The sequence below is a fragment of the Streptomyces sp. NBC_00080 genome, assembly GCF_045041255.1.
Taxonomy (GTDB): domain Bacteria; phylum Actinomycetota; class Actinomycetes; order Streptomycetales; family Streptomycetaceae; genus Streptomyces; species Streptomyces coriariae.
The window spans coordinates 3,443,418-3,464,340 of sequence record NZ_CP108235.1; the positions used below are offsets into that span (position 1 = coordinate 3,443,418).

At 70.1% G+C, this 20,923-nt stretch carries 14 protein-coding genes; 5 read left to right on the forward strand and 9 right to left on the reverse strand.

All coding sequences use genetic code 11. The annotated features are described in order from the left end of the window. Positions 1 to 10 precede the first annotated feature (10 nt). The 4 genes from OHU34_RS15100 (at position 11) to OHU34_RS15115 (ending at position 4,283) form a co-directional block, all read left to right on the forward strand. Positions 11 to 991 (forward strand): ABC transporter permease, encoded by a 981-nt coding sequence (locus OHU34_RS15100; protein ID WP_057603253.1) that lies wholly within the window; start codon positions 11 to 13, stop codon positions 989 to 991. Between the two features lie 48 nt (positions 992 to 1,039). Next, positions 1,040 to 2,077, forward strand: coding sequence for an ABC transporter ATP-binding protein (locus OHU34_RS15105; protein WP_230194736.1), 1,038 nt, complete (start codon positions 1,040 to 1,042; stop codon positions 2,075 to 2,077). A 26-nt stretch (positions 2,078 to 2,103) separates the two neighbouring features. Further along, complete coding sequence (locus tag OHU34_RS15110) at positions 2,104 to 3,165, forward strand: ABC transporter ATP-binding protein (protein ID WP_142266041.1); 1,062 nt, start codon at positions 2,104 to 2,106, stop codon at positions 3,163 to 3,165. A 332-nt stretch (positions 3,166 to 3,497) separates the two neighbouring features. Continuing rightward, positions 3,498 to 4,283: a BTAD domain-containing putative transcriptional regulator gene (locus tag OHU34_RS15115; protein ID WP_142266040.1), complete on the forward strand. Its 786-nt coding sequence runs from the start codon at positions 3,498 to 3,500 to the stop codon at positions 4,281 to 4,283. Positions 4,284 to 4,289: 6 nt separating this feature from the next. On the opposite strand, the gene OHU34_RS15120 is transcribed toward OHU34_RS15115, so the two are convergent. Together OHU34_RS15120 and OHU34_RS15125 are read right to left on the reverse strand one after the other, a co-directional pair. Continuing rightward, positions 4,290 to 7,763: a BTAD domain-containing putative transcriptional regulator gene (locus OHU34_RS15120; protein WP_405766760.1), complete on the reverse strand. Its 3,474-nt coding sequence runs from the start codon at positions 7,761 to 7,763 to the stop codon at positions 4,290 to 4,292. A gap of 325 nt (positions 7,764 to 8,088) precedes the next feature. Next, entirely contained in the window at positions 8,089 to 8,595 is a 507-nt protein-coding gene (locus OHU34_RS15125; RefSeq protein ID WP_142266038.1) for a DinB family protein, read from the reverse strand. A 96-nt stretch (positions 8,596 to 8,691) separates the two neighbouring features. Here OHU34_RS15125 and OHU34_RS15130 point away from each other — a divergent pair, with 96 nt between their 5' ends. Then, positions 8,692 to 9,432 (forward strand): trans-aconitate 2-methyltransferase, encoded by a 741-nt coding sequence (locus tag OHU34_RS15130; RefSeq protein ID WP_142266037.1) that lies wholly within the window; start codon positions 8,692 to 8,694, stop codon positions 9,430 to 9,432. Positions 9,433 to 9,629: 197 nt separating this feature from the next. Here OHU34_RS15130 and OHU34_RS15135 read toward each other — a convergent pair whose 3' ends face one another. The 7 genes from OHU34_RS15135 to OHU34_RS15165 form a co-directional block, all read right to left on the reverse strand. Further along, a complete protein-coding gene (locus OHU34_RS15135; RefSeq protein WP_142266036.1) occupies positions 9,630 to 10,751 on the reverse strand; it encodes an ABC transporter ATP-binding protein in 1,122 nt (373 codons plus the stop codon). A gap of 47 nt (positions 10,752 to 10,798) precedes the next feature. Further along, on the reverse strand, positions 10,799 to 11,860 hold the full coding sequence (locus OHU34_RS15140) for an ABC transporter ATP-binding protein (protein WP_142266035.1): 1,062 nt from the start codon (positions 11,858 to 11,860) through the stop codon (positions 10,799 to 10,801). 32 nt (positions 11,861 to 11,892) lie between these two features. Then, complete coding sequence (locus tag OHU34_RS15145; RefSeq protein ID WP_020127959.1) at positions 11,893 to 12,873, reverse strand: ABC transporter permease; 981 nt, start codon at positions 12,871 to 12,873, stop codon at positions 11,893 to 11,895. A 123-nt stretch (positions 12,874 to 12,996) separates the two neighbouring features. Further along, entirely contained in the window at positions 12,997 to 14,802 is a 1,806-nt protein-coding gene (locus OHU34_RS15150) for an ABC transporter substrate-binding protein (protein WP_142266034.1), read from the reverse strand. 65 nt (positions 14,803 to 14,867) lie between these two features. After that, positions 14,868 to 15,902 (reverse strand): ABC transporter permease, encoded by a 1,035-nt coding sequence (locus OHU34_RS15155; RefSeq protein ID WP_020127961.1) that lies wholly within the window; start codon positions 15,900 to 15,902, stop codon positions 14,868 to 14,870. Between the two features lie 674 nt (positions 15,903 to 16,576). Continuing rightward, complete coding sequence (typA, locus tag OHU34_RS15160; RefSeq protein WP_142266033.1) at positions 16,577 to 18,484, reverse strand: translational GTPase TypA; 1,908 nt, start codon at positions 18,482 to 18,484, stop codon at positions 16,577 to 16,579. A gap of 149 nt (positions 18,485 to 18,633) precedes the next feature. Further along, positions 18,634 to 20,826, reverse strand: coding sequence for an ABC transporter family substrate-binding protein (locus tag OHU34_RS15165; RefSeq protein WP_405766765.1), 2,193 nt, complete (start codon positions 20,824 to 20,826; stop codon positions 18,634 to 18,636). Between the last annotated feature and the right edge of the window lie 97 nt (positions 20,827 to 20,923).

Here is a 20,923-nt window from a genome sequence, read left to right on the forward strand (position 1 = left end):
GTCACGCCTCATGCTCCGCTTCCTTGTCCGCCGAGTCATCGGCGCGCTGGTCATTCTTTTGATCATCAGCGCCATCACCTTCTGGCTCTTCTACGCCGTGCCGCGTGACCCCGCCATGATGTCCTGCGGCAAGAACTGCACGCCTGAGAACCTCGCGCAGATCCGGAAGAACCTGGGCATCGACCACTCCATCCCGGTGCAGTACTGGTACTGGCTGAAGGGCGTCTTCGCCGGTCGCGACTACGCCGGTTACGGGTACTGCGACGCGCCCTGCTTCGGCTACTCCTTCGCCAACAACGTGCCGGTCTTCGACACGATCATGGACCGTCTGCCGACGACCCTCTCGCTCGCCTTCGGCGCGGCCGTCGTCTTCCTCGTCCTCGGTGTCGGCGCGGGCATGCTCGCGGCCCTCAAGCAGGGCAGGTTCCTGGACAAGTTCGCCAGCTCGGCGTCGCTGCTCGGCTCGTCGCTGCAGATCTACTTCGTCGGCTACATCGCGATGTACTACTTCGTCGCACAGCTGGGATGGCTCGACCAGCCGTCGTGGACGCCCTTCAGCGACGACCCGGTCGCCTGGTTCTCCGGACTGCTGCTGCCCTGGCTGGTCCTGGCGATCATCTTCACCGCCAACTACACCCGTATGACCCGCTCGCAGCTCGTGGAGCAACTGAGCGAGGACTACGTACGTACCGCCCGCGCCAAGGGCCTGTCCCGGTCGAACGTGTTCTTCCGGTTCGCCTGGCGTGGCGCGATGGGCCCCATCGTCACGGTGTTCGGCATCGACCTCGGCACGCTGATCGGCGGCGCCATCATCACCGAGCAGACCTTCAGCCTCCCGGGCATCGGCCGGCTCGCGGTGAAGTCCGTGGACCAGAGCGACCTGCCGATGCTGCTCGGCGTGACCCTCCTGGCGGCCGGTGCGATCGTGTTCTTCAACATCATCGTCGATGCCGTCTACGCTCTCATCGACCCGCGGATCCGGCTCGCCTGACCTCCGCCAAGCCCCCTACCTCTCGCATCACCCCCCAGGAGCGTCCCCGTGACGAGCACCGATCAGCAGCCCTTCCTCTCCGTCAGGGACCTGAAAGTCCATTTCTCCACCGAGGACGGCATCGTCAAGGCCGTCGACGGGCTCTCCTTCGACCTGTTGAAGGGCAAGACGCTCGGCATCGTGGGCGAGTCGGGCTCCGGCAAGTCGGTCACCAACCTGGCCATCCTGGGTCTGCACGACCGCGACCGCACGGCGATCGAGGGCGAGATCCTGCTGGACGACAAGGAACTGCTGACCGCGTCCGAGAAGCAGCTCGAGCGGCTGCGCGGCAACAAGATGTCGATGATCTTCCAGGACGCGCTGGCCTCACTGTCGCCGTACCACACGATCGGCAAGCAGATCAGTGAGACGTACCGCAAGCACACCGGCGCCTCCAAGAGCCAGTCGCGGGCCCGGGCGATCGAGATGCTGAGGCGGGTGGGCATCCCCCAGCCGGAGGTCCGGGTGGACGACTACCCGCACCAGTTCTCCGGCGGTATGCGCCAGCGCGCGATGATCGCGATGGCGCTGGTGTGCGACCCGGAGCTGCTGATCGCCGACGAGCCGACCACGGCTCTCGACGTGACCGTGCAGGCGCAGATCATGGACCTGCTCAAGGACCTCCAGCAGGAGTTCGGCACCTCGATCGTCTTCATCACGCACGACCTGGGCGTCATCGCCGACATCGCCGACGACGTGCTGGTGATGTACGGCGGCCGGTGTGTGGAGCGAGGCACCAAGAGGGAGGTGCTGCGGAGCCCGCAGCACCCCTACACGCTGGGCCTGCTGAGCTCGATGCCGAACCTGGAACACCCGGTGGACGTCCCGCTCAACCCGATCCCCGGTTCGCCGCCCTCGCTGCTGAACCCGCCCACGGGCTGCCGCTTCCACCCCCGGTGCACCTTCGCCGAGAAGGTCGAAGGGGGCCTGTGCTCCACGGAGCAGCCGCCGCTGGAGGTCACGAACGGCCGGGGTTCCGCCTGCCACCTGACCGCCGACCAGCGCGCCGAGTTCTTCACAGACCTCGCCGGCAGCGCCGCGAACTGACGTACAAGAGACGGGATTTCACCACCATGAGCAGCACCACTCCCCTCCTGGACGTCTCCGGGCTCACCAAGCACTTCCCGATCAAGGGCGGCTTCCCGATCCGACGTACGGTCGGCGCCGTGCAGGCCGTCGACGGGCTGGACTTCCAGGTCACCGAGGGCGAGAGCCTGGGCCTGGTCGGCGAGTCCGGCTGCGGCAAGTCGACGACGGGCCGGCTGATCACCCGGCTGCTGGAGCCGACCGGCGGCCGGATCGCCTACCGCGGCGAGGACATCACGCACGCGGGCCGCAAGCAGCTGGCCCCGATCCGCTCCGAGATCCAGATGATCTTCCAGGACCCGTATGCGTCGCTGAACCCGCGCCAGACGGTCGGCAAGATCATCTCCGGGCCGATGGAGATCAACGACATCCACCCGGCCGGCGGGCGCGAGGCACGCGTGCGCGAGCTGCTGGAGATCGTCGGCCTCAACCCCGAGCACTACAACCGCTTCCCGCACGAGTTCTCCGGCGGCCAGCGCCAGCGCATCGGTGTCGCGCGGGCGCTGGCTCTGGAGCCGAAGCTGATCGTGGCCGACGAGCCGGTCTCCGCGCTCGACGTCTCCATCCAGGCTCAGGTCGTCAACCTGCTCCAGAAGGTCCAGCGGGACCTGGGCATCGCGTTCGTCTTCATCGCCCACGACCTGGCCGTCGTACGGCACTTCTCGCAGCGCGTGGCGGTCATGTACCTCGGCCGGATCGTCGAGATCGCCGACCGCGACGACCTGTACGGCAACCCGCGCCACCCCTACACCCGGGCGCTGCTGTCCGCCGTGCCCGAGGCGACCGTGCAGGACGAGGGAGTCCCGGGCCGGGAGCGCATCCGCCTCGTCGGTGACGTGCCCTCGCCCATCAACCCGCCCTCCGGCTGCCGCTTCCGCACCCGCTGCTGGAAGGCGACGGAGAAGTGCGCGACCGAGGCCCCGCCGCTGGTGCAGGTCGAGGGCAACAAGCCCGGCCACCTGACGGCGTGCCACTATCCCGAGACGGCGGACGTTCCGGCCACCGTGCCGGCTCCCCGTCTCGCCAAGGACCCCGAGGCGGCGGCCTGACACACCCCTTTTCGTCAGCCGCCCCCTTTCGGAGCGGACTTTCTCGGCCCATTGACCCGAGCCCATGATCGTCCGGTCCAGGGGACGAAGGCCCGCGCTCACCCGGCGCGGGCCTTCACTCGTACCGATGGGCCCGCAGGGCCCACCAGGGGCGCGGGGAACGGCGCGACCGGCCACTTACGCACCCGCACCCGCCGACGCACCGCAACCCCGCCCGCCCCCACCGCGTCCCCGGCCGAGCCAAGCCGGCGGCAGCCGTGCAGCATCCATGCGCCAGCCGAACACCTCGCGCGCACAGTGGTGACTCGAGTGGTTCGAGGTACGGGGGGTACATGGAAATCCAGCTGCTTGGCTGCGTCGAGGCACGGGCCCGCTCCGGCGGCAAGCTGCCGCTTCCGCACGGCACGAAACTGCTGCTGGCGGCACTGGCCTGGACCCCCGGCGCGTTCGTCGCCGACGAGACGCTGATCGAGCGCGTGTGGCAGGAGCGCCGGCCTCAGCACCCGCGTGACGCGCTGTACATCCAGGCCACCCGGCTGCGGAAGGCGCTGCGGGCCGACGGGCAGCTGACCGAGGGCTTCGAACTGATCCGGAAGCGGGGCGGATACGTCCTCGCGATCGACGAACGCTGCGTCGACACCGCGCGGTTCCGCGCCCTGGTCCGGCAGGCGCAGCAGGAGGCCCGCGGGGGCGACACCGAGACGGCTCTCGGCCTGTACGCGCGGGCCCTGGAGCTGTGGCGGGGCGAGCCGCTGTCCGACGTACGCACGGCCTGGGCGGAGTCGACGCGGGTGACGCTGCGGCGTGAGCACCGGGAGGCGCTGGTCGGCAGCACCGAGCTGTACCTGCGCGTGGGACGGCACGAGGAGTGCCTGCCGCAGCTGCACTGGCTGGCCGAGATGCACCCCTTCGACGAGAAGGTCACGGGCCTGCTGATGCTCGCCCTGCACCGCGGGGGACGCCAGGCGGACGCGCTGGACGCCTTCCAGCTGCTGCGCCTGCGGATGATCGACCTGCTGGGCTGCGAACCGGGTCCGGAGCTGCGGTCCCTGCACGAACGGATCCTCGCCCGCGACCCGCGGCTGCGGCTCGGCAGCGCGTACGCCACGTCCGTCTGAACCGGCTCAGCCGTCGAAGTGCTCGGTCAGGTAGAGGGTGAGGCGGGACTCGGCGTCCGGAGGGAGTTCACGGTGACGGTGGTGGGGCAGCGGGCGGGACGGGGAGGGCGTCCCGGGGGGATGCCGGACGCCCAGCGCCGCGTACAGGGCGGTCGCCTCCGTCCTGGCCTCGTGCGCCGGGCCGGTGTCACCGTGCGCCTCGTGGGCGCGGGCGAGGGCCGCCGTGGCACGGGCGTGCAGGAGACGCTGGCCGGAGTCCCGGGCGAGGGCGGCAGCCAGGGCCGCCGCGTCGCGGGCCCGGGTGGGTGCGACATCGGTGCCGATGTCGGTGCCGATGTCGGTGCTGGTGTCGGTGCTGGTGTCGGTGCTGGTGTCGGTGCTGGTGTCGGTGCTGGTGTCGGTGCTGGTGTCGGTGCTGGTGTCGGTGCTGGTGTCGGTGCTGGTGTCGGTGTCGGTGTCGAGGAGCGTCAGGGCGGTGGTGAGGTGGACGCGCGGGAGGGTGAGGGGATTGCCGTCGGACGCGAGACGTTCGGCGCGCTCCAGATGGTCCAGGGCGTCGGCCGGGCGGCCCTGGGCGCGGGCCAGGTCGGCGCGGGCCAGCAGGACCTCGACGAGGCCCGCCCGGTGACCGGTGCGCTCGGCGATCTCGAAGGCGGCGTCGAGGTGTTCGGCCGACTCCTCGGCGCGGCCCGCGCGCAGCTTCACGGAGGCGACCCCGACCAGGCTGTCGACCTGGCAGTTGCGGTTCTCCACCCGCCGGGAGACGGCGAGGGCGTCCTCGTAGGCGAGCAGCGCCCGGTCGTCCCGGCCGGCGTCGGCGCGGACCCGGCCGAGCGCCTCCAGAGCCACGGCCTCCGTATAAGTGGACCCGGAGTCGCGGGAGACCAGGAAGCAGGTGCGCAGCGCCGCCGTCGCCTCGTCGAACCGGGCCTGCTTGTGCCGGACCAGGGCGAGGTTGACGAGGGCCATCGCGCGGTTGTGGTGGACCGTGTCGCCGATCAGGTCGAGGGCCGCGCACGCCGCCTCCTCGGCCGCGTCCAGGCGCCCCAGGGCGAGGTTCAGGGACGCCGTGTTGATCAGCATGATCTCCACGTTCTTGACGTTGTCCAGGGTGCGGTAGAGCGCGAGGGCACGGTCGTAGCAGGGCAGCGCGCGGCGCAGTTCGCCCAGCAGCTTGAGGGTGACGCCCTTGCCCTGGAGGCTGCCGGCCTCGCCGTACGTCCAGCCGGCCCGGCGGGCCAGCCGCTCCGCCTCCTCGTACTCCGTCAGCGCGCCCCGCAGATCGCCGTTGCGCCAGCGGGCGCTGCCCAGGGACAGGCACATGGAGGCCTGGCCGACCTCGTCCCCGCCGCGGGCAGCCACCTCCCGGGCGAGGGTGGCCAGCCGCATCCAGTCGGAGAGCGGCCTGCGGTGGTGGAAGAGGTCCTGGAGCGCGTCCACCAGCCACCACACGTACGGCGCGGGGCCGTGCTCGGCGGCGTGGCCGATCGCGGCCGCGATGTCGTCCCACTCGCCGTCGAACCAGGCGTACGCGTCCTCCGCGCCGTCGAACTCCCGGGGCAGGGAGCCGTCGACGGCGGGCGGGCGGGTGCGCATGACGTACAGGCCGGCCGTGGCGGCCGCGTTGACGACGCTCTGGAGGTAGTGGTCGAGGACGCGGGTGACGGCGGCGGCCCGCTCCTCGGGGGAGTCCTCGGCGGCCGTCCGGTCACGGGCGTACTCGTGCACGAGGTCGTGCCAGGCCGGGCGGCCGTGCTCGACGTCGCGCAGCAGGTGGACCCGCTGGGCCAGCCGCAGCAGGTCGGCCAGGCGATGTTCGTCGGTCCCGGCGGCCGCGGCGGCCGCCGGGACCGACCGGCCGGTGCCCGGCAGCGCGCCCAGCGCGCGGAAGGCCCTCCGGGCCTCGTCCGGCAGCGCTCCGTACGACAGGTCGAGCGCGGCCCGTACGGCGACGGACTCCTCGCCCTCGACGTGCAGCCGGGCCAGTCGCCCCCGGTCCGCGAGGTCACGGACGTAAGCCCGGATACTGCCTGGCCGGTCGCCGATCCAGGAACCCGCGACGCACAGGGCGAGCGGCAGGTGGTCGCAGAGTTCGACGAGCCGCGCCGCGGCCTGCGGATCGGCGGCGACGGCATCCTCGCCGACCGCGCCGCTGATCAGTTCCAGTGCGGCGGCGCTGTCCAGGACGTCGCAGGACACCCGGTAGGCGCCGTCCAGGGTGACCAGGCCGCTGAGTCTGTCGCGGCTCGTCACCAGCGTCAGCGAGCCCGCCGAGGCGGGCAGCAGCCGCCGTACGTACGACGCGTCGGCCACGTCGTCGAGGACGACCAGCACCCTGCGGTCCGCGAGCAGCGTCCGGTACAGCGCGGTCTGCGCCTCGGCGCCCAGCGGGATGTCGCGCGGGGCGCAGCCCAGGCCCTGGAGGAGCAGCGGCAGGGCCTCGCCGGGGGTCATCGGCTCGGCGTTGTCGAAACCCCGCATGTCCAGGAAGAGCTGGCCGTCGGGGAAGCGGTCGGCGACCCGGTGGGCCCAGTTCAGCGCCAGCGCGCTCTTGCCGACGCCCGCCGGCCCCACGATCAGGGCGAGCGGTTCCGAGGTGCGCAGACAGGAGTCGAGGCGGTCGAGTTCACGGTCGCGGCCGACGAAGCGGCGTGGCGTGGGCGGGAGTTGACGCGGCACGGGGCGCTCGGACGCCGGGGCGGACCGCTCGGGCGGGGCGCCTGCGGACAGACCGCCGCCTCGCAGCAGCCGCTGGTGCAGGTCCCTGAGGTCGGCCGAGGGCTCCATGCCGAGTTCGTCGACCATGCGCCGGCGCAGCGCGGTGTACAGCTCCAGGGCCTCGGCGCTGCGGCCGTCCTGGTGCAGGGCGCGCATCAGCAGGCCGTGCGGGCGTTCGCGCAGCGGGTGGGCGGCGGTCAGCCGGAGCAGTTCGGCGATGGCCTCGCGGTGCCGGCCGGTCTCGATCCCCGCCTCGGCCACGCCTTCGCGGGCCACGAGGTGCAGTTCGGCGAGGCGTTGGCGCTCGGCCTCGCGCACCGCGACCTCCGACAGGTCGGCCAGCGGCTCGTCCCGCCACAGCGCGAGGGCCTGTTCACCGTGGCTCCGGGCCGCTCGCCAGTCGCCGTCGGCCGCGGCCCGCGAGGCGTCCCTGATGAGGTTCTCGAAGGCCAGCAGGTCGAGTTCGTCCGGGCCCGCGTGGATGACGTAGCCGGGCCGACGGGTGGTCAGTAGCTCCGCCCCGGACGGGCCGAGGGCACGCCGCACCTCCGCGACGAGGGCCCGTACCCGGGCCGCGCCCGCGCCGGGCGGCCGGTCGTCCCACAGGCACTGAATCAGCCGGTCGACGGAGACGACATGGTTGGCGTGCAGCAGGAGCACGGCGCACAGCGCGCGTTGCCGGCCGGTGAGTACGACGGCCCGTCCGTCGATCTCGACGTCCAGCGGTCCGAGCAGGCGGAACCGGGGCCGTGGGGTGAGCATTCACAGAACGTAGTCCAGGGGCGACTGCCGGGCAACGCCGACCTTCACGATCGGGAACCGACGGATTCCCGGGCGTCGGGATCCGGCCAATTTCCGGGGCCGGGGCCGGGGTGGCGGCCGGGTGCCGTACGAGGCGGGGCGGCCGGGCCCGGGGCGGGGCGGGCGCCGCGTGTCCCCCGTCGGTCGCCCGCCCCGGACAAGAGTCTCGCCGAGCCGTCTTTCCGGATCCCTTCGGCGATCTTTCACCGGTCTTTCACCGGTCTCTCACCCTGGCCCGACCAGCGGAAACTCCTTCGCCGCGAGACGGAGAGACGCGCATCGGCCCCTAGACGCCGGTGCGGCCGTCGATCAGTTCGCGCAGGATGTCGAGGTGGCCGTTGTGCCGGGCCGTCTCCTCGATCAGGTGCAGAAGGATCCAGCGCAGGTCCACATGACGGCCGTCGCGCGTCGCCCGCTGTGCCTCGGTGTCGAGGGCGTGCTCGGCGACCAGCTTGCGGTGCCGTTCGGCGTGTTCGGCGTACTCGTCCAGCACCTGCGCGAGCGGGAGGTCGACGGCGATGCGCATCTCGCGGTCGGGGTCCTCGTCGGTCCACGGCCCCTCGTCCTCCTCACCGAGGAACACGACCCGGAACCAGTAGTACTCGACCCAGCGCAGATGGTTGACCAGGCCGCTCGGGGTCATCAGCGGCGAAGTCGGCAGGGGCGCCTTGCGGGCGTCCTCGGCGGAGAGGCCCTCGCACTTGGCGCGGGCGGTGTCGCGGGCGTAGTCGAGGAAGGTGGTGAGCTGGGTGCGCTCGTCCCACGCGGAAGGCATGTCGTCTGTTCTCGTCATCGCGCCGAGCATGTCCGGCCCCGGCACGTCTGTCGAGGGAATTCGGATGTTCTGGATCTTGTCCTGTGCCGCGCCGAGGTGTGGCACACTGCCGCGGTGGTCGATCATTCGTTCGCTGATCTGACACTCGCCGCGCTGTACGACAGCATCAATCCGTGGGGGCCGGACGACGACTTCTATCTGAACCTGGTGAGATCCGCCGACTCGGTGCTCGACGTCGGCTGCGGCACGGGCCGGCTCCTCGCGCGGGCCGCGTCGGACGGCCATCCGGGGCGGCTCACGGGCCTCGACCCGGCGGCCGCGATGCTCGTCCAGGCCCGGCGTCGGGCGCCCGGCGTGGAGTGGTTGCTGGGGGACCTCAACACCCGTGTGTGGCAAGGCGACTTCGACCTCGTGATCATGACGGGCCATGCCTTCCAGGTACTTCTCGGTGACGAAGAGCTGCGCGGCGCGCTACGAGCCGTACGGTCGGCCCTGAGCGACGGAGGGCGGTTCGTGTTCGAGACCCGCAACCCGGCCGCGCGGGCCTGGGAGAGCTGGACCCCGGACCGCGTCCGCGAGGTCACCGACGCGGAAGGCCGGGTCGTACGGGTCTGGCACGAGGTGGCGGACGAACCGTCCGGCGACCGGGTCACGTTCACGGAGACCTTCGACTCCCCGGGCTGGCCCCGACGCCACACCGGCCGCGCCACCCTCCGCTTCCTCACCCCGGGGAGCCTGACCGGTTTCCTGGCGGAGGCGGGGCTGCGGGTGGAGGAGCAGTACGGGGACTGGGACCGGGGGCCCCTGACCCGGGCGAGCCCGGAGATCATCACGGTGGCGACACCGGCCGGGTAGCCCCGAGCGGAAGCCCGGGGGCCCGGGGCCCGCAGGGCCCCCAGGGGCGCGGGGAACTGCGCGACCGGCCACCACGTACCCGCGCCCGCGCCGGCACCCGCACCCGCACCCGCACCCGCACCCGCACCCGCCGGACGACACCGAAACCAGGCATCCCGCCGGAGCGACGCCGGAGATCAGCCGCCGGCCCGACGGAGTCACCCGCGCCCCTCCTCCAGCGCCGCCAGCGCCGGGTCCAGCACGATGTCCTCCTCGCGCGCCTCGATCGTCGGCTCCTCCGGGAAGTGGCAGGCCGTCAGATGGCCTTCGTGGTTCCCGGAGATCCGGATCAGCGGCGGCTCCTCGGCCGCGCACTTGTCCTGCGCCTTCCAGCACCGGGTCCGGAACCGGCAGCCCGAGGGCGGGGCGATGGGCGACGGCACGTCCCCGGCCAGCCGGATCCGCTCCCGGGCGGGGGTCTCACCGCCGGCGACGTTCACCTCGGGGACCGCGGAGAGCAGCGCGTGGGTGTAGGGGTGCCGGGGCCGGGTGTAGATGGAGTCGCGGTCGCCGACCTCGATGATCTTCCCGAGGTACATGACGGCCACCCGCTGCGAGAAGTGCCGTACGACGGCCAGGTCGTGCGCGATGAACAGGAACGCGATGCCGAGCTCCTGCCGGACCTGCTGGAGCAGGTTGACCACCTGCGCCTGGATCGACACGTCCAGCGCGGAGACCGGCTCGTCGGCCACGATCAGCTTCGGCTCCAGAGCCAGCGCCCGCGCGACACCGATGCGCTGGCGCTGGCCGCCGGAGAACTCGTGCGGGAAGCGGTTGTAGTGCTCGGGGTTGAGGCCGACGATCTCCAGCAGCTCGCGCACGCGTGCCTCGCGCCCGCCCGCGGGCTCGATCCCGTTGACCTCCATCGGCCCGGAGATGATCTTGCCGACCGTCTGGCGGGGGTTGAGGGAGGAGTAGGGGTCCTGGAAGATCATCTGGATCTCGGACCGGATCGGCGCCAGTTGCCGGCGTGAGGCGTGCGAGATGTCCTGTCCGCGGTACGTGATCGTCCCGGCCGTGGGCTCCAGGAGCCGGGTGATCAGCCGGCCGGTCGTGGACTTGCCGCACCCCGACTCCCCCACCAGACCGAAGCTCTCCCCGGCCCGCACGCTCAGGTCGATGCCGTCCACGGCCTGCACCTGGCCGACCGTACGCCGGATCGGGAAGCCGCCCTTGACCGGGAAGTGCTTGGTGAGCCCCGTCACGACGAGCAGCTGCTCCCCGTCGCCGTCGGCGTCCGCCTCGCGCGGGGCGGGGAGAACGAGTTCCTCTTTCTTCACGTGCTCCTCCTGGCCTTCTTCACGTGCTTGCTCCTCAGGTCCTGCCCCTACCCCAGTCGGGGCTTGATCTCGTCCTCGAAGATGGTCCGCTTCTGCTCCGCCGTGAGATGACAGGCGGCGGCGCGGTCCGGGGCCAGCGGGGGACGTTCGGTGACACAGCGGTTGCCGCCCACCCGGTCCCGGAAGGTGCAGCGGGGGTGGAAGCGGCAGCCGGAGGGCGGGGTCAGCAGCGACGGCGGGGCACCCGGAATGGGGGCGAGCGGAGTGCCCAGGTCCGAGTCGAGCCGGGGCATGGAGTTCAACAGGCCCCAGGTATACGGGTGTTGAGGCGAGCGCAGCACCTGCTCGGTCGTCCCGCGCTCGACCGCGCCGCCCGCGTACATCACCATGATGTCGTCGGCCATGTCGGCGATGACACCGAGGTCGTGCGTGATGAAGATGATCGCGGTGCCGAACTCCCGCTGGAGGTCCTTGAGCAGGTCGAGGATCTGCGCCTGGACGGTGACGTCGAGTGCGGTGGTCGGCTCGTCGGCGATCAGCAGGTCGGGGTCGCAGACGAGGGCCATCGCGATCATGGCGCGCTGGCGCATCCCGCCGGAGAACTGGTGAGGGTAGTCCTTCGCCCGTTCCCGGGGGTTGGGGATGCCGACCTTGCCGAGCATCTCGACCGTGCGCTCCCAGGCGGCCTTCTTCGAGGCGCCCCGGTGCTTCATGTACGGCTCGGCGATCTGCCGGCCGACGGTGTAGTACGGCGAGAGCGCGGTGAGCGGGTCCTGGAAGATCATCGCGACCTTGTTGCCGCGCAGTCTCTCCAGTTCCGACTCCCGGGCCGTGGTCAGCTCCTGGCCCTCCAGCAGGATCTCGCCCTCGACGGTGGTGAACATCGGGTTGTGCAGCCCGAGGACGGTCAGGTTGGTGACGGACTTCCCGGATCCTGACTCGCCGACGATGCCGAGGGTGCGGCCGCGTTCGAGGTCGAAGGAGAGCCCGTCGACGGCCCGGACGGATCCGTCCTCGGTGCTGAAACTGACGTGCAGGTCCCGCACCGAGAGGAACGCGCCCGCGCCGGCCGGGACGGGCGCCCCGGCCTCCTTGGTCACAGTGGTCACGACAAAGCTCCTGACGACGGTCCGGGAAACGGCTAGGACAGCCGTACGCGCGGGTCGATGAAGGCATAGCAGGCGTCGACGACGATGTTGCAGAGCAGGATCACGGCGGCGGCGAAGAGCATCACGCCCAGCAGCAGCGGAAGATCGCTGAACTGCACGGACTCCACCGCGAGATGCCCGAGGCCGGGCAGTCCGAAGGTGTACTCGGTGATGATCGCGCCGCCGAGCATCGAGGAGAGGTCGATGCCGAGGATGGTGACGATCGGGATGAGGGAGCCGCGCCAGGCGTACCGGAAGAAGACGTACCGACGGCTCATCCCCTTGGCGCGGGCGGTGCGGATGTGTTCCTCCTGGAGCTGTTCGATCATCGACGAGCGCGCCATACGGGTGTACTGCGCGGCGAAGATCGTGGACAGCACGACCCAGGGAATCATCAGCCCGGTGAACCAGGCGACGGGATCCTTGGTGAGCTCGGTGTACCGGGGTTCGTCGAAGAGATGGGTCTGGTACACCAGCACGGCGAGGGCGAGCGGGCCCAGGAAGTAGATCTGCATCGAGCTGAGCACCATGGAGCCCGCGGTGAACGACTTGTCGATGAGCGTGCCGCGCCGCCAGGCGGCCAGCATTCCGGTGCCGAGCCCGACGAACAGGAAGACGACGGTGGCGCCGAGCGCGAGCGAGACGGTGAGCGGCAGCCGGTCCATCAGGGTCGACCAGACCTGCTCGTTGGTGTGGTACGAGTAGCCGAAACAGGGGGCGGGGCAGGGCCCCTGGGCGAAGTCGTCCCGGCCCGCGACCAGCCCTTGAAGGAAGATCCAGAACTGCTCGGGGATCGACTTGTCGATGCCGAGCGTGCGGTGGATGTTCGCCAGCGCGTCGGGCGTGCACGTCTTGCCGCACATCAGCAGCGCCGGGTCACGGGGCATGCCGAAGAACAGCAGGAAGGCGACGACGGTCAGCAGGACCAGGATCACCAGCGAGCCGAGGGTCCGGCGAAGGAGGAAGCGCAGCATCTCAGTGGCAGCTTTCGGGCTCGTGAGGCCGGCTCGTGAAGCCGGCTCAAAGGGCCGTGCGGGCCGGCGCGCCCCGTCGCGGAAGCGGGACGGGGCGCACCGGGCGCCGCGCTCGGGAAGGGGTTACTTCACAAACAGCCTGCGCGGGTCGATGCCGCCGATGACGTCGTCGTACACGAGGCCGCCGATCTTCGAACCGGCGATCTGGGTCTGCTTGTAGTACGCCGTCGGGATGTTGGAGACGACGTCCTTCACGATGTACTCGTTGATCTTGTTCCAGGCCTCCGCGGCCTTGATCGGGTCGGTGATGGTGCTCGCCTTGTCGATGTCGGCGTTCACCTTCGGGTCGTTGACGTGCGAGTAGTTCGCGGCGCCGTCCTGGATCTGGCGCCCGTCGTAGAGCGGCGGGATGACGGTCGAGGCGCTCGGCCAGTCGGCGCCCCACGCGGTGTGGTAGATGTCGAAGTTGTTCTTGACCTTGCCGACCTGGTCGTAGTACGTCTCGGCCGGGATCTCCTGGCGCTGGACGTCGAAACCGGCCTTCTCCAGACCCGCGGCCATGGCGGTCGAGTACTGCTGGCCCTCGGGGGTGTTGATGTAGCCGAAGGTCAGCTTCAGGCCCACCTTGCCGGCCTTCTCCAGGAGTTCCTTGGCCTTGACCGGGTCACCGGCCGGCTTCTTCTTCTTGCCGAACGGGTCGAAGTTCGGGTTGTAGCCGGAGACGGTCGGGCTGATCAGACCGCCGGCGACCTCGCGGGCCGCGGTGCCGCCGTAGGCGCGCACGAACGGGGTGATCGGCAGGGCGTAGGCGATGGCCTCGCGGACCGTCTTGTCCTGCATCTCCTTCTGGGTCAGGTTGATGTCGATCTGGCCCACGTACGGCTGGTAGCCGGCGACGGTACGGGACTTCAGCGTCGCGTCGGCGAGGACCTTGGACAGGTTGCCCGCGTCGACCTCGTTGTTGAAGCTGACCGCGGTGGCGTTGGCCCCGGAGTCGTCGAGGATGGCCTTGGTGGAGTCCTCGTACTGCTTGTTGAACGCGAAGGTGAACCGGTCGATGTACTGGTGCCGGATCGGGTCGGTCTTCGGGTCCCAGTTGGTGTTCTTCACCAGGACCATCGACTTGCCGGACTTGAACTCCTGGATCTTGTACGGGCCCGCGGTCATCGGGGCCTTGTCGTACTTCTCCTTGGTGTCCTTCGCCTTCGAGACGAGCGAGTAGCCGGCCATGGCCAGCGCGTACGGCAGGTCCGGCTTGGCCTTCTTGAACTTGAAGACGACCGTCTTCGCGTCCGGCGTCTCCAGGACGGTGTCCGGCAGGTGCTTACCGCCGTACGGGCCGCCCTTGAGCAGGTCGCGGTACCCGGTGCCCGGTGTGTCGGCGAGCCACTGCTGGATGAAGGTCGGGCCGTTGGCGACGAACGGCGCGAACAGCCGCTCGAAGGTGTGCCGCACGTCGGTGGCGGTGATCGCGGAGCCGTCGGCCCACTTGACCCCGTCCTTCAGCGTGTACTTCCAGGTCTTGCCGCCGTCGGTGGTGGTCCCGCTGTCGGTGGCCAGGTCGCCGACGACCTCGTGCTTCTTGCCGTCCTCACCGGTCGCCTTGTAGCCGGTCAGCCCGCGGTGGATGAGCTGCGACAGCGCCATCTCGTCGGAGACGTAGATCTGCCCGGGGTCGAGGTGCGCGTAGCTGTCTCTCTGGAGAACGGTCACCGCGCCTCCGGGTTTGGCACCGGGGACCTCGGTGGCCGGGCCGGTCGAGGCCTTCGCGTCGCCGAAGTCGATGGAGGACTGCTGCCGTTGGGCGTTCTCCTTGTCGTCCTTGTTGCTGCCTTCCTTGCTGCCGCCCTCGCTGCAGCCGGAGAGCACGAGCGCTCCGGCAGCGACCAGCGAGAGCGCGGCGTACGCGCGGCGTCCACCCTTACCCATCACTCGTTTCCCACCCATCTCTTTGAGTCCAGCACTCTGTGAGTCCAAAAGACGTGATGTGCGGATCAGCGCGCCGTCTTGGGGTCGAAGGCGTCCCTGACCGAGTCCCCGAGCAGGTTGAACGCCACGATGAAGATGATCATCGAGACACCGGGGAAGAACATGTAGGTGATGTCGTTCTGCATCACGAGTTCGGTCGCCGCCTTGGAGAACATCTGGCCCCAGTCCGGCGTCGGTTCGACCAGTCCCACGCCGAGGAAGGACAGACCGGCCTCGGCGGTCACGAAGTTCGGCAGCATGTAGGTGGCCTGCACCAGGATCGGCGTGACCACGTTGGGCAGGATCTCCTTGCGGATGATCCGCCCCGGTGGTGCCCCGCTCACCTTGGCGGCCTCGATGAACTCCCTTTCCCGCAGGGCGAGGCTGGTGCCGCGCAGGATGCGGCCGAGACTCATCCAGCCGAGGAACCACTGCACCGAGATCAGGGCGACGACCCGGACGTAGACGGGCGTCTCGTCGCGCGGGCTGACGAACAGGGAGACCACGACCGGCATGCTCGCGATGAAGAACAGCTGGGCCGGGATGGCGAGCAGGAAGTCGATCACCCGGCTGATCAGGAAGTCCGTCCTGCCGCCGAGATAGCCGGCCGCGACCCCGAGGACGATGCCGGTCAGCACGGTGGCGAGGGTGACCGCGAGGGAGATGCCCAGGGAGTTGCGGATGCCGTAGAGCAACTTGGTGAAGACGTCGTAGCCGTTGCCCGGTTCCAGACCGAACCAGAACTCGCCGCTGATCCCGCCGTTGGGCTGTACCGGCACACCCGCGCTGTCGAACAACTCCGGCCGTTCGTCCGCGTACACGGTGTACGGGTTGTTGCCGTAGAGCTTCGCGATCAGCGGGGCGAGCAGGCCGACCAGGAAGAAGAGCAGCACGACGTAGGCGGAGATCACGCCCGTGCGGTCCCGCTTGAAGCGGAGCCACATGAGCTGACCGGGAGACCGGCCCACGGGCACCTTGGCCTCGGGCGCCGCCGCCGGCTCCTGGTCGCCGTCGACCACGACCGACGTACCGCCGCCCTCGATGTCGGTAGGACTTGTCACAGTTCGCCCATTTCACTTCACGGGTGTGGGTGTGCCGAGCCGGCGACGGACGCGGGCTGCTGCCGCGTGATCGCCGATCGGTGCATGAAGGGACGCCGGAGCGCGCCGCACGGACGGCTCACAAGAAGCCGCAGCCGGACGCGCGTAGCCGAACGGCCGCGGTCGGCGGCCGGACGTCAGGTCAGTGACAGTCGCCGCGGGCGGAGGCGGACAGACCGGTGATGGACCGCATGGGCCGGTTGACTGGCATGGGGATCCTCCTTGTGACTCCACGTGTTCACCGACAGGAGGGGGCGCTCGTCCGACCTCCGACACCCCTGACGGAGGGTCAGACACCCCCTGGTGCTCGCGAGTCGGCGCTGTCCCCACAGCGCGAGACCCATTGACCCGAGCGTTACGCGGCTAACTATCTGGCATGCGCCATGTGCCGACCACCGTCTTTAAATCTCAATTCAGTCACAGCTGACGCCTAGATCTTCCAAAATCCGGACAAAGTCTCTGGCGCGAGAAGGGCGCGAAACGGACTTGTTACATGGCTATCGGGCGAGGATCACCGCATTTCGGACAGCGGTCACCGCGAGAGCCCCGAAAAACGGGTTGCAGAAAGCCCGGGTGCCCCCACGATGGGGGCACCCGGGCTTCCGAGTGTGCTGCGGCGGTGAACTACCCGCGGATCAGCCGTGCTTGGCGCGGCTCGCGGTGCGGGCGCGGTCACGCTGGTCGAGCACGACCTTGCGGATGCGAACCGCCTCCGGGGTCACCTCGACGCACTCGTCGTCACGGCAGAACTCCAGCGACTGCTCGAGCGACAGCTTGCGCGGCGGCACGATCGCCTCGAACGAGTCGGCTGCGGCGGAGCGCATGTTGGTGAGCTTCTTCTCCTTGGTGATGTTCACGTCCATGTCGTCGGCGCGAGAGTTCTCGCCGACGATCATGCCCTCGTACACCTCGGTGCCGGGGTCGGTGAACAGCACGCCACGCTCCTGGAGGTTCGTCATCGCAAACGCGGTGACGGCACCCGCGCGGTCGGCGACCAGCGAACCGTTGTTACGGGTCGTCAGCGTGCCGAACCACGGCTCGTGGCCCTCGTGGATGGAGTGGGCGATGCCCGTGCCGCGCGTGCCGGTCAGGAACTCGGTCCGGAAGCCGATGAGGCCGCGGGAGGGGACGACGAACTCCAGGCGGACCCAGCCCGAACCGTGGTTGGACATGTTGTCCATCCGGCCCTTGCGGACGCCCATGAGCTGCGTGACCGCGCCCATGTGCTCCTCGGGGACGTCGATCGTCATGCGCTCGACCGGCTCGTGGACCTTGCCGTCGATCTCCTGGGTGACCACCTGCGGCTTGCCGATGGTCAGCTCGAAGCCCTCACGGCGCATCTGCTCGACCAGGATGGCCAGCGCCAGCTCGCCGCGGCCCTGCACCTCCCAGGCGTCGGGGCGCTCGGTGTCCAGGACGCGGAGCGAGACGTTACCGATCAGCTCGCGGTCCAGTCGGTCCTTGACCTGACGGGCGGTGACCTTGCGGTCCTTGACCGCGGCCTTGGCGGAGGCGCCCTTGCCGGTGCCGCCACGGCCGACCAGCGGCGAGGTGTTCGTACCGATGGTCATGGAGATCGCCGGCTCGTCGACCGTGATCAGCGGGAGCGCGATCGGGTTCTCGGGGTCGGCGAGGGTCTCACCGATCATGATGTCCGGGATACCGGCCACGGCACAGATGTCACCGGGGCCCGCCATCTCGGCCGGCTTGCGGGTGAGCGCCTCGGTCATCAGCAGCTCGGTGATGCGCACGTTGGACATGGTGCCGTCGCGCTTGATCCAGGTGACCGTCTGGCCCTTGCGCAGCTCGCCCTGCTCGACGCGCAGCAGCGCGATACGGCCGAGGAAGTTGTCGGCGTCCAGGTTGGTGACGTGCGCCTGGAGCGGAGCCGCCTCGTCGTACTCCGGAGCCGGGACGTGGGACAGGATCGTGGAGAAGAACGGCTCCAGGCTGTCGCTGTCCTGCGGGACCGTGCCGTCCTCCGGCTTGGTCAGCGAGGCGACACCGTCACGCGCACACGCGTAGACGATCGGGAACTCGATCTGGTCCTCGTCGGCGTCCAGGTCCAGGAAGAGGTCGTAGGTCTCGTTGACGACCTCGTCGATCCGGGAGTCCGCCCGGTCGGTCTTGTTGATGCACAGGATGACGGGCAGACGCTGCTGGAGCGCCTTGCGCAGCACGAAGCGGGTCTGCGGCAGCGGGCCCTCGGAGGCGTCCACCAGCAGCACGACGGCGTCGACCATCGACAGGCCGCGCTCCACCTCGCCGCCGAAGTCGGCGTGACCGGGGGTGTCGATGATGTTGATGGTGATGACGTCCCCCCCGTCCTTGGGGTGGTACTTCACCGCCGTGTTCTTGGCGAGGATCGTGATGCCCTTCTCACGCTCCAGGTCGTTCGAGTCCATCATGCGGTCGTCGAGCGACTCGGCAGCGTGCGCGGCGAAGGCACCGGCCTGCTTGAGCATGGCATCGACCAGAGTCGTCTTGCCGTGGTCGACGTGGGCGACGATGGCTACGTTGCGAATGTCGTGGCGCGTGGCCATAAAGCGGCGTTCTCCCGGAGTGTGAGGGCGACCCTGCTGCGTACGTCTGTTACGCGGGCCCTGCCGGGCTTGACACGCCACGGCCTCACCCCATGGTACGTGGCCCGGCGGGGGACGGCCCCCGCAGGGCCACTCGGCTCACTTCGCGCTCACTTCCCGGAGGGGCTCGCGGAGGCCTTCGCCCCCTTCTTCGCGCCCTTCTTCAGGAAGCCCATGTCCTCGTAGACGGGGGTCTGGAAGCCGAAGGCACCCGCGTTGACCACGCTCTTCCGTACCGCGGTGAGCTGGGGGCGCTGATAGAGAGGAATCGATCCGGCAGCTGCCCAGATACGGGAGTCGGCCTTGCGGATCAGGGACCGCTTCTCGCCCTCGTCCAGGGTCGAGACCGCCTGTTCGAACAATTGATCGACCTGATCGGTGCCGACCCGGGTGTAGTTCTGCTCCACGTTCAGCGAGCCGTCGGCGGCCGGCACCGGCTTGGCGTAGATCGGCCGGGCGTCGGTGGCGGGGAAGGCGGATCCGGGCCAGGAGTACAGGGCGAGGTCGTACTGGCCCGAGGCGATGTGGTCCTTGAAGTAGCTCTCGTCCGAGACCTTGGTGATGTCCGTGCCGATGCCGACCTTCGCCAGCATCCTCGTGATCCGCGCGGCGACCGCCGCCAGCGGCTCCGACCCCGGGCCGGACGGCAGCACGAACCGCAGGCTGAGCGCCTTGCCGTCCTTGGCCAGCGCCTTGGCCGGGGCGGCGGCCGGCGCGGCGGTCCCCTTCGGGGCGTAGGCGCCGGGGGCGCCGCCGTGCACCTGCTTGAACTGCTTGCCGTCCTGGGCCAGCTGCCGGCCGTCGTCGCTCCTGCGCGCGGTCCACCCCTTGTCGTCCTCACCGACGACGTACGTGCCGTCGCCGTCCGCGGAGTCGTCGTCGGAGTCGCTCTTCTTGCCGCCCGCCTTCTTCCCCTCCGAGCCGGCCGCTTTCTCGGCCTTCTCCTGCTTCTCGACCGGGCCTCCGGGCACCCACCCGGCGTCCGCGAGCAGCGCCTGCGCCTCGGCGGTGTCCTGGCCGCCCAGCGCCCCGCTGTTGTCCGCGTACGCGTCCTGCCCGGCCAGGGCCAGATGGCTGCCGACCGGCTCCGCGGGCAGACCGAGCGGCTTGAGCACCACCTTGGCCAGTTCCTTGCGGTCCAGCGCCCGGGCGACGGCCCGCCGCACCCGCTCGTCCGCCAGCAGCCCGTCCGCGCCGTTCAGCGCCAGCTGCGTGTACGCCGGCTCCAGCGATCGGCGCACCTCGAAGTCGCGCAGCGCCTTCTGCTGCTCCTCCCACTTCGCGACCTGCTTGCGCAGCTCGGTGCGGGCCTCGACCTCGTCCTCGGCCGTGTCCTCGTCCGAACCGTGGGCGAGCGCCCAGGAACGCAGCGCCTTCGCCGCCGTGCGCCCGGAGCCGGGACCGGCCAGCGGTCCGGCCGTGCCGTTCGCGGCACCGTCGACGCGCTGCGCCGCGGCCGGGTCGATCTCGGCCAGATCGATCTTCCCGGCGGCCAGCGCGGACGCCCGCTCGTCCCTCGGGACGGCCGTCAGGACGATCTCGGAGAGTTTGGCCGGCCGGCCCCACCAGCGGGTGTTGCGGGTGAGCCGGACCTGGTCGTTCTTGCGGTCGACCTTCTTCACCACGAACGGCCCGGCGGTCACCTTCAGCTTGCGGCGCGCCCCGTCGTTGAAGGCGTCGGGCGTGCCCATGACGTCCTTGGGGTACAGCGGCGAGAACAGCGAGCGCCAGTCGGCGTAGGTCCGCTTGAAGGTGACCCGGACCTCCAGGTCGTTGTCCCCGCGCTCGATCTTCTCGATGCGCTCGTAGCCGGCGTTGCGGGCGGTCCAGTAGGCGCTGTCCTTGCCGGACAGGGCCCGCCACTGGGCGGCGAAGTCGGCGGCGCCGATCTCCCGGCCGTCGCTCCAGACGGCCTGCTGGTTCAGCTTGTACAGGACGACCTGCTTGGGCTCGGTGTCGACGACCTTCGCGGACTCCAGGTAGTCGGAGTCGCGCTGTGGGCGCCCGGTCGCGTCGAGCCGGTACATCGAGGGCAGGACGGCCTGGGCGACCCGCGTGGTCGTCGCGTCGGCGTCCGACTGGAAGGTGTTGAAGGTCTCCGGAACCGTGTCCACGGCCCACCTGAGTGTGCCGCCCTCGGCGACCTGGGCACGGCCGACCGGGGCGATGTCCTGGCGGGCCAGGGGCTTGCCTGCCTCGTCCGCGGACCCGCAGCCGGACAGCAGGGGCACCGCGAGCGCGCCCGCGGTGAGGAAGGCGACCGAGCGCATCACCGCGCGCGGGCCGACGCCGTCGTGGGACATCTCTGGTACCTCCGGTGAGCCGCTGCCGCCGGTGACCCGACACCCCGACATACATGGACGCGCATACGTCGACGCGGGTGCGTTTTGATCACGTTTG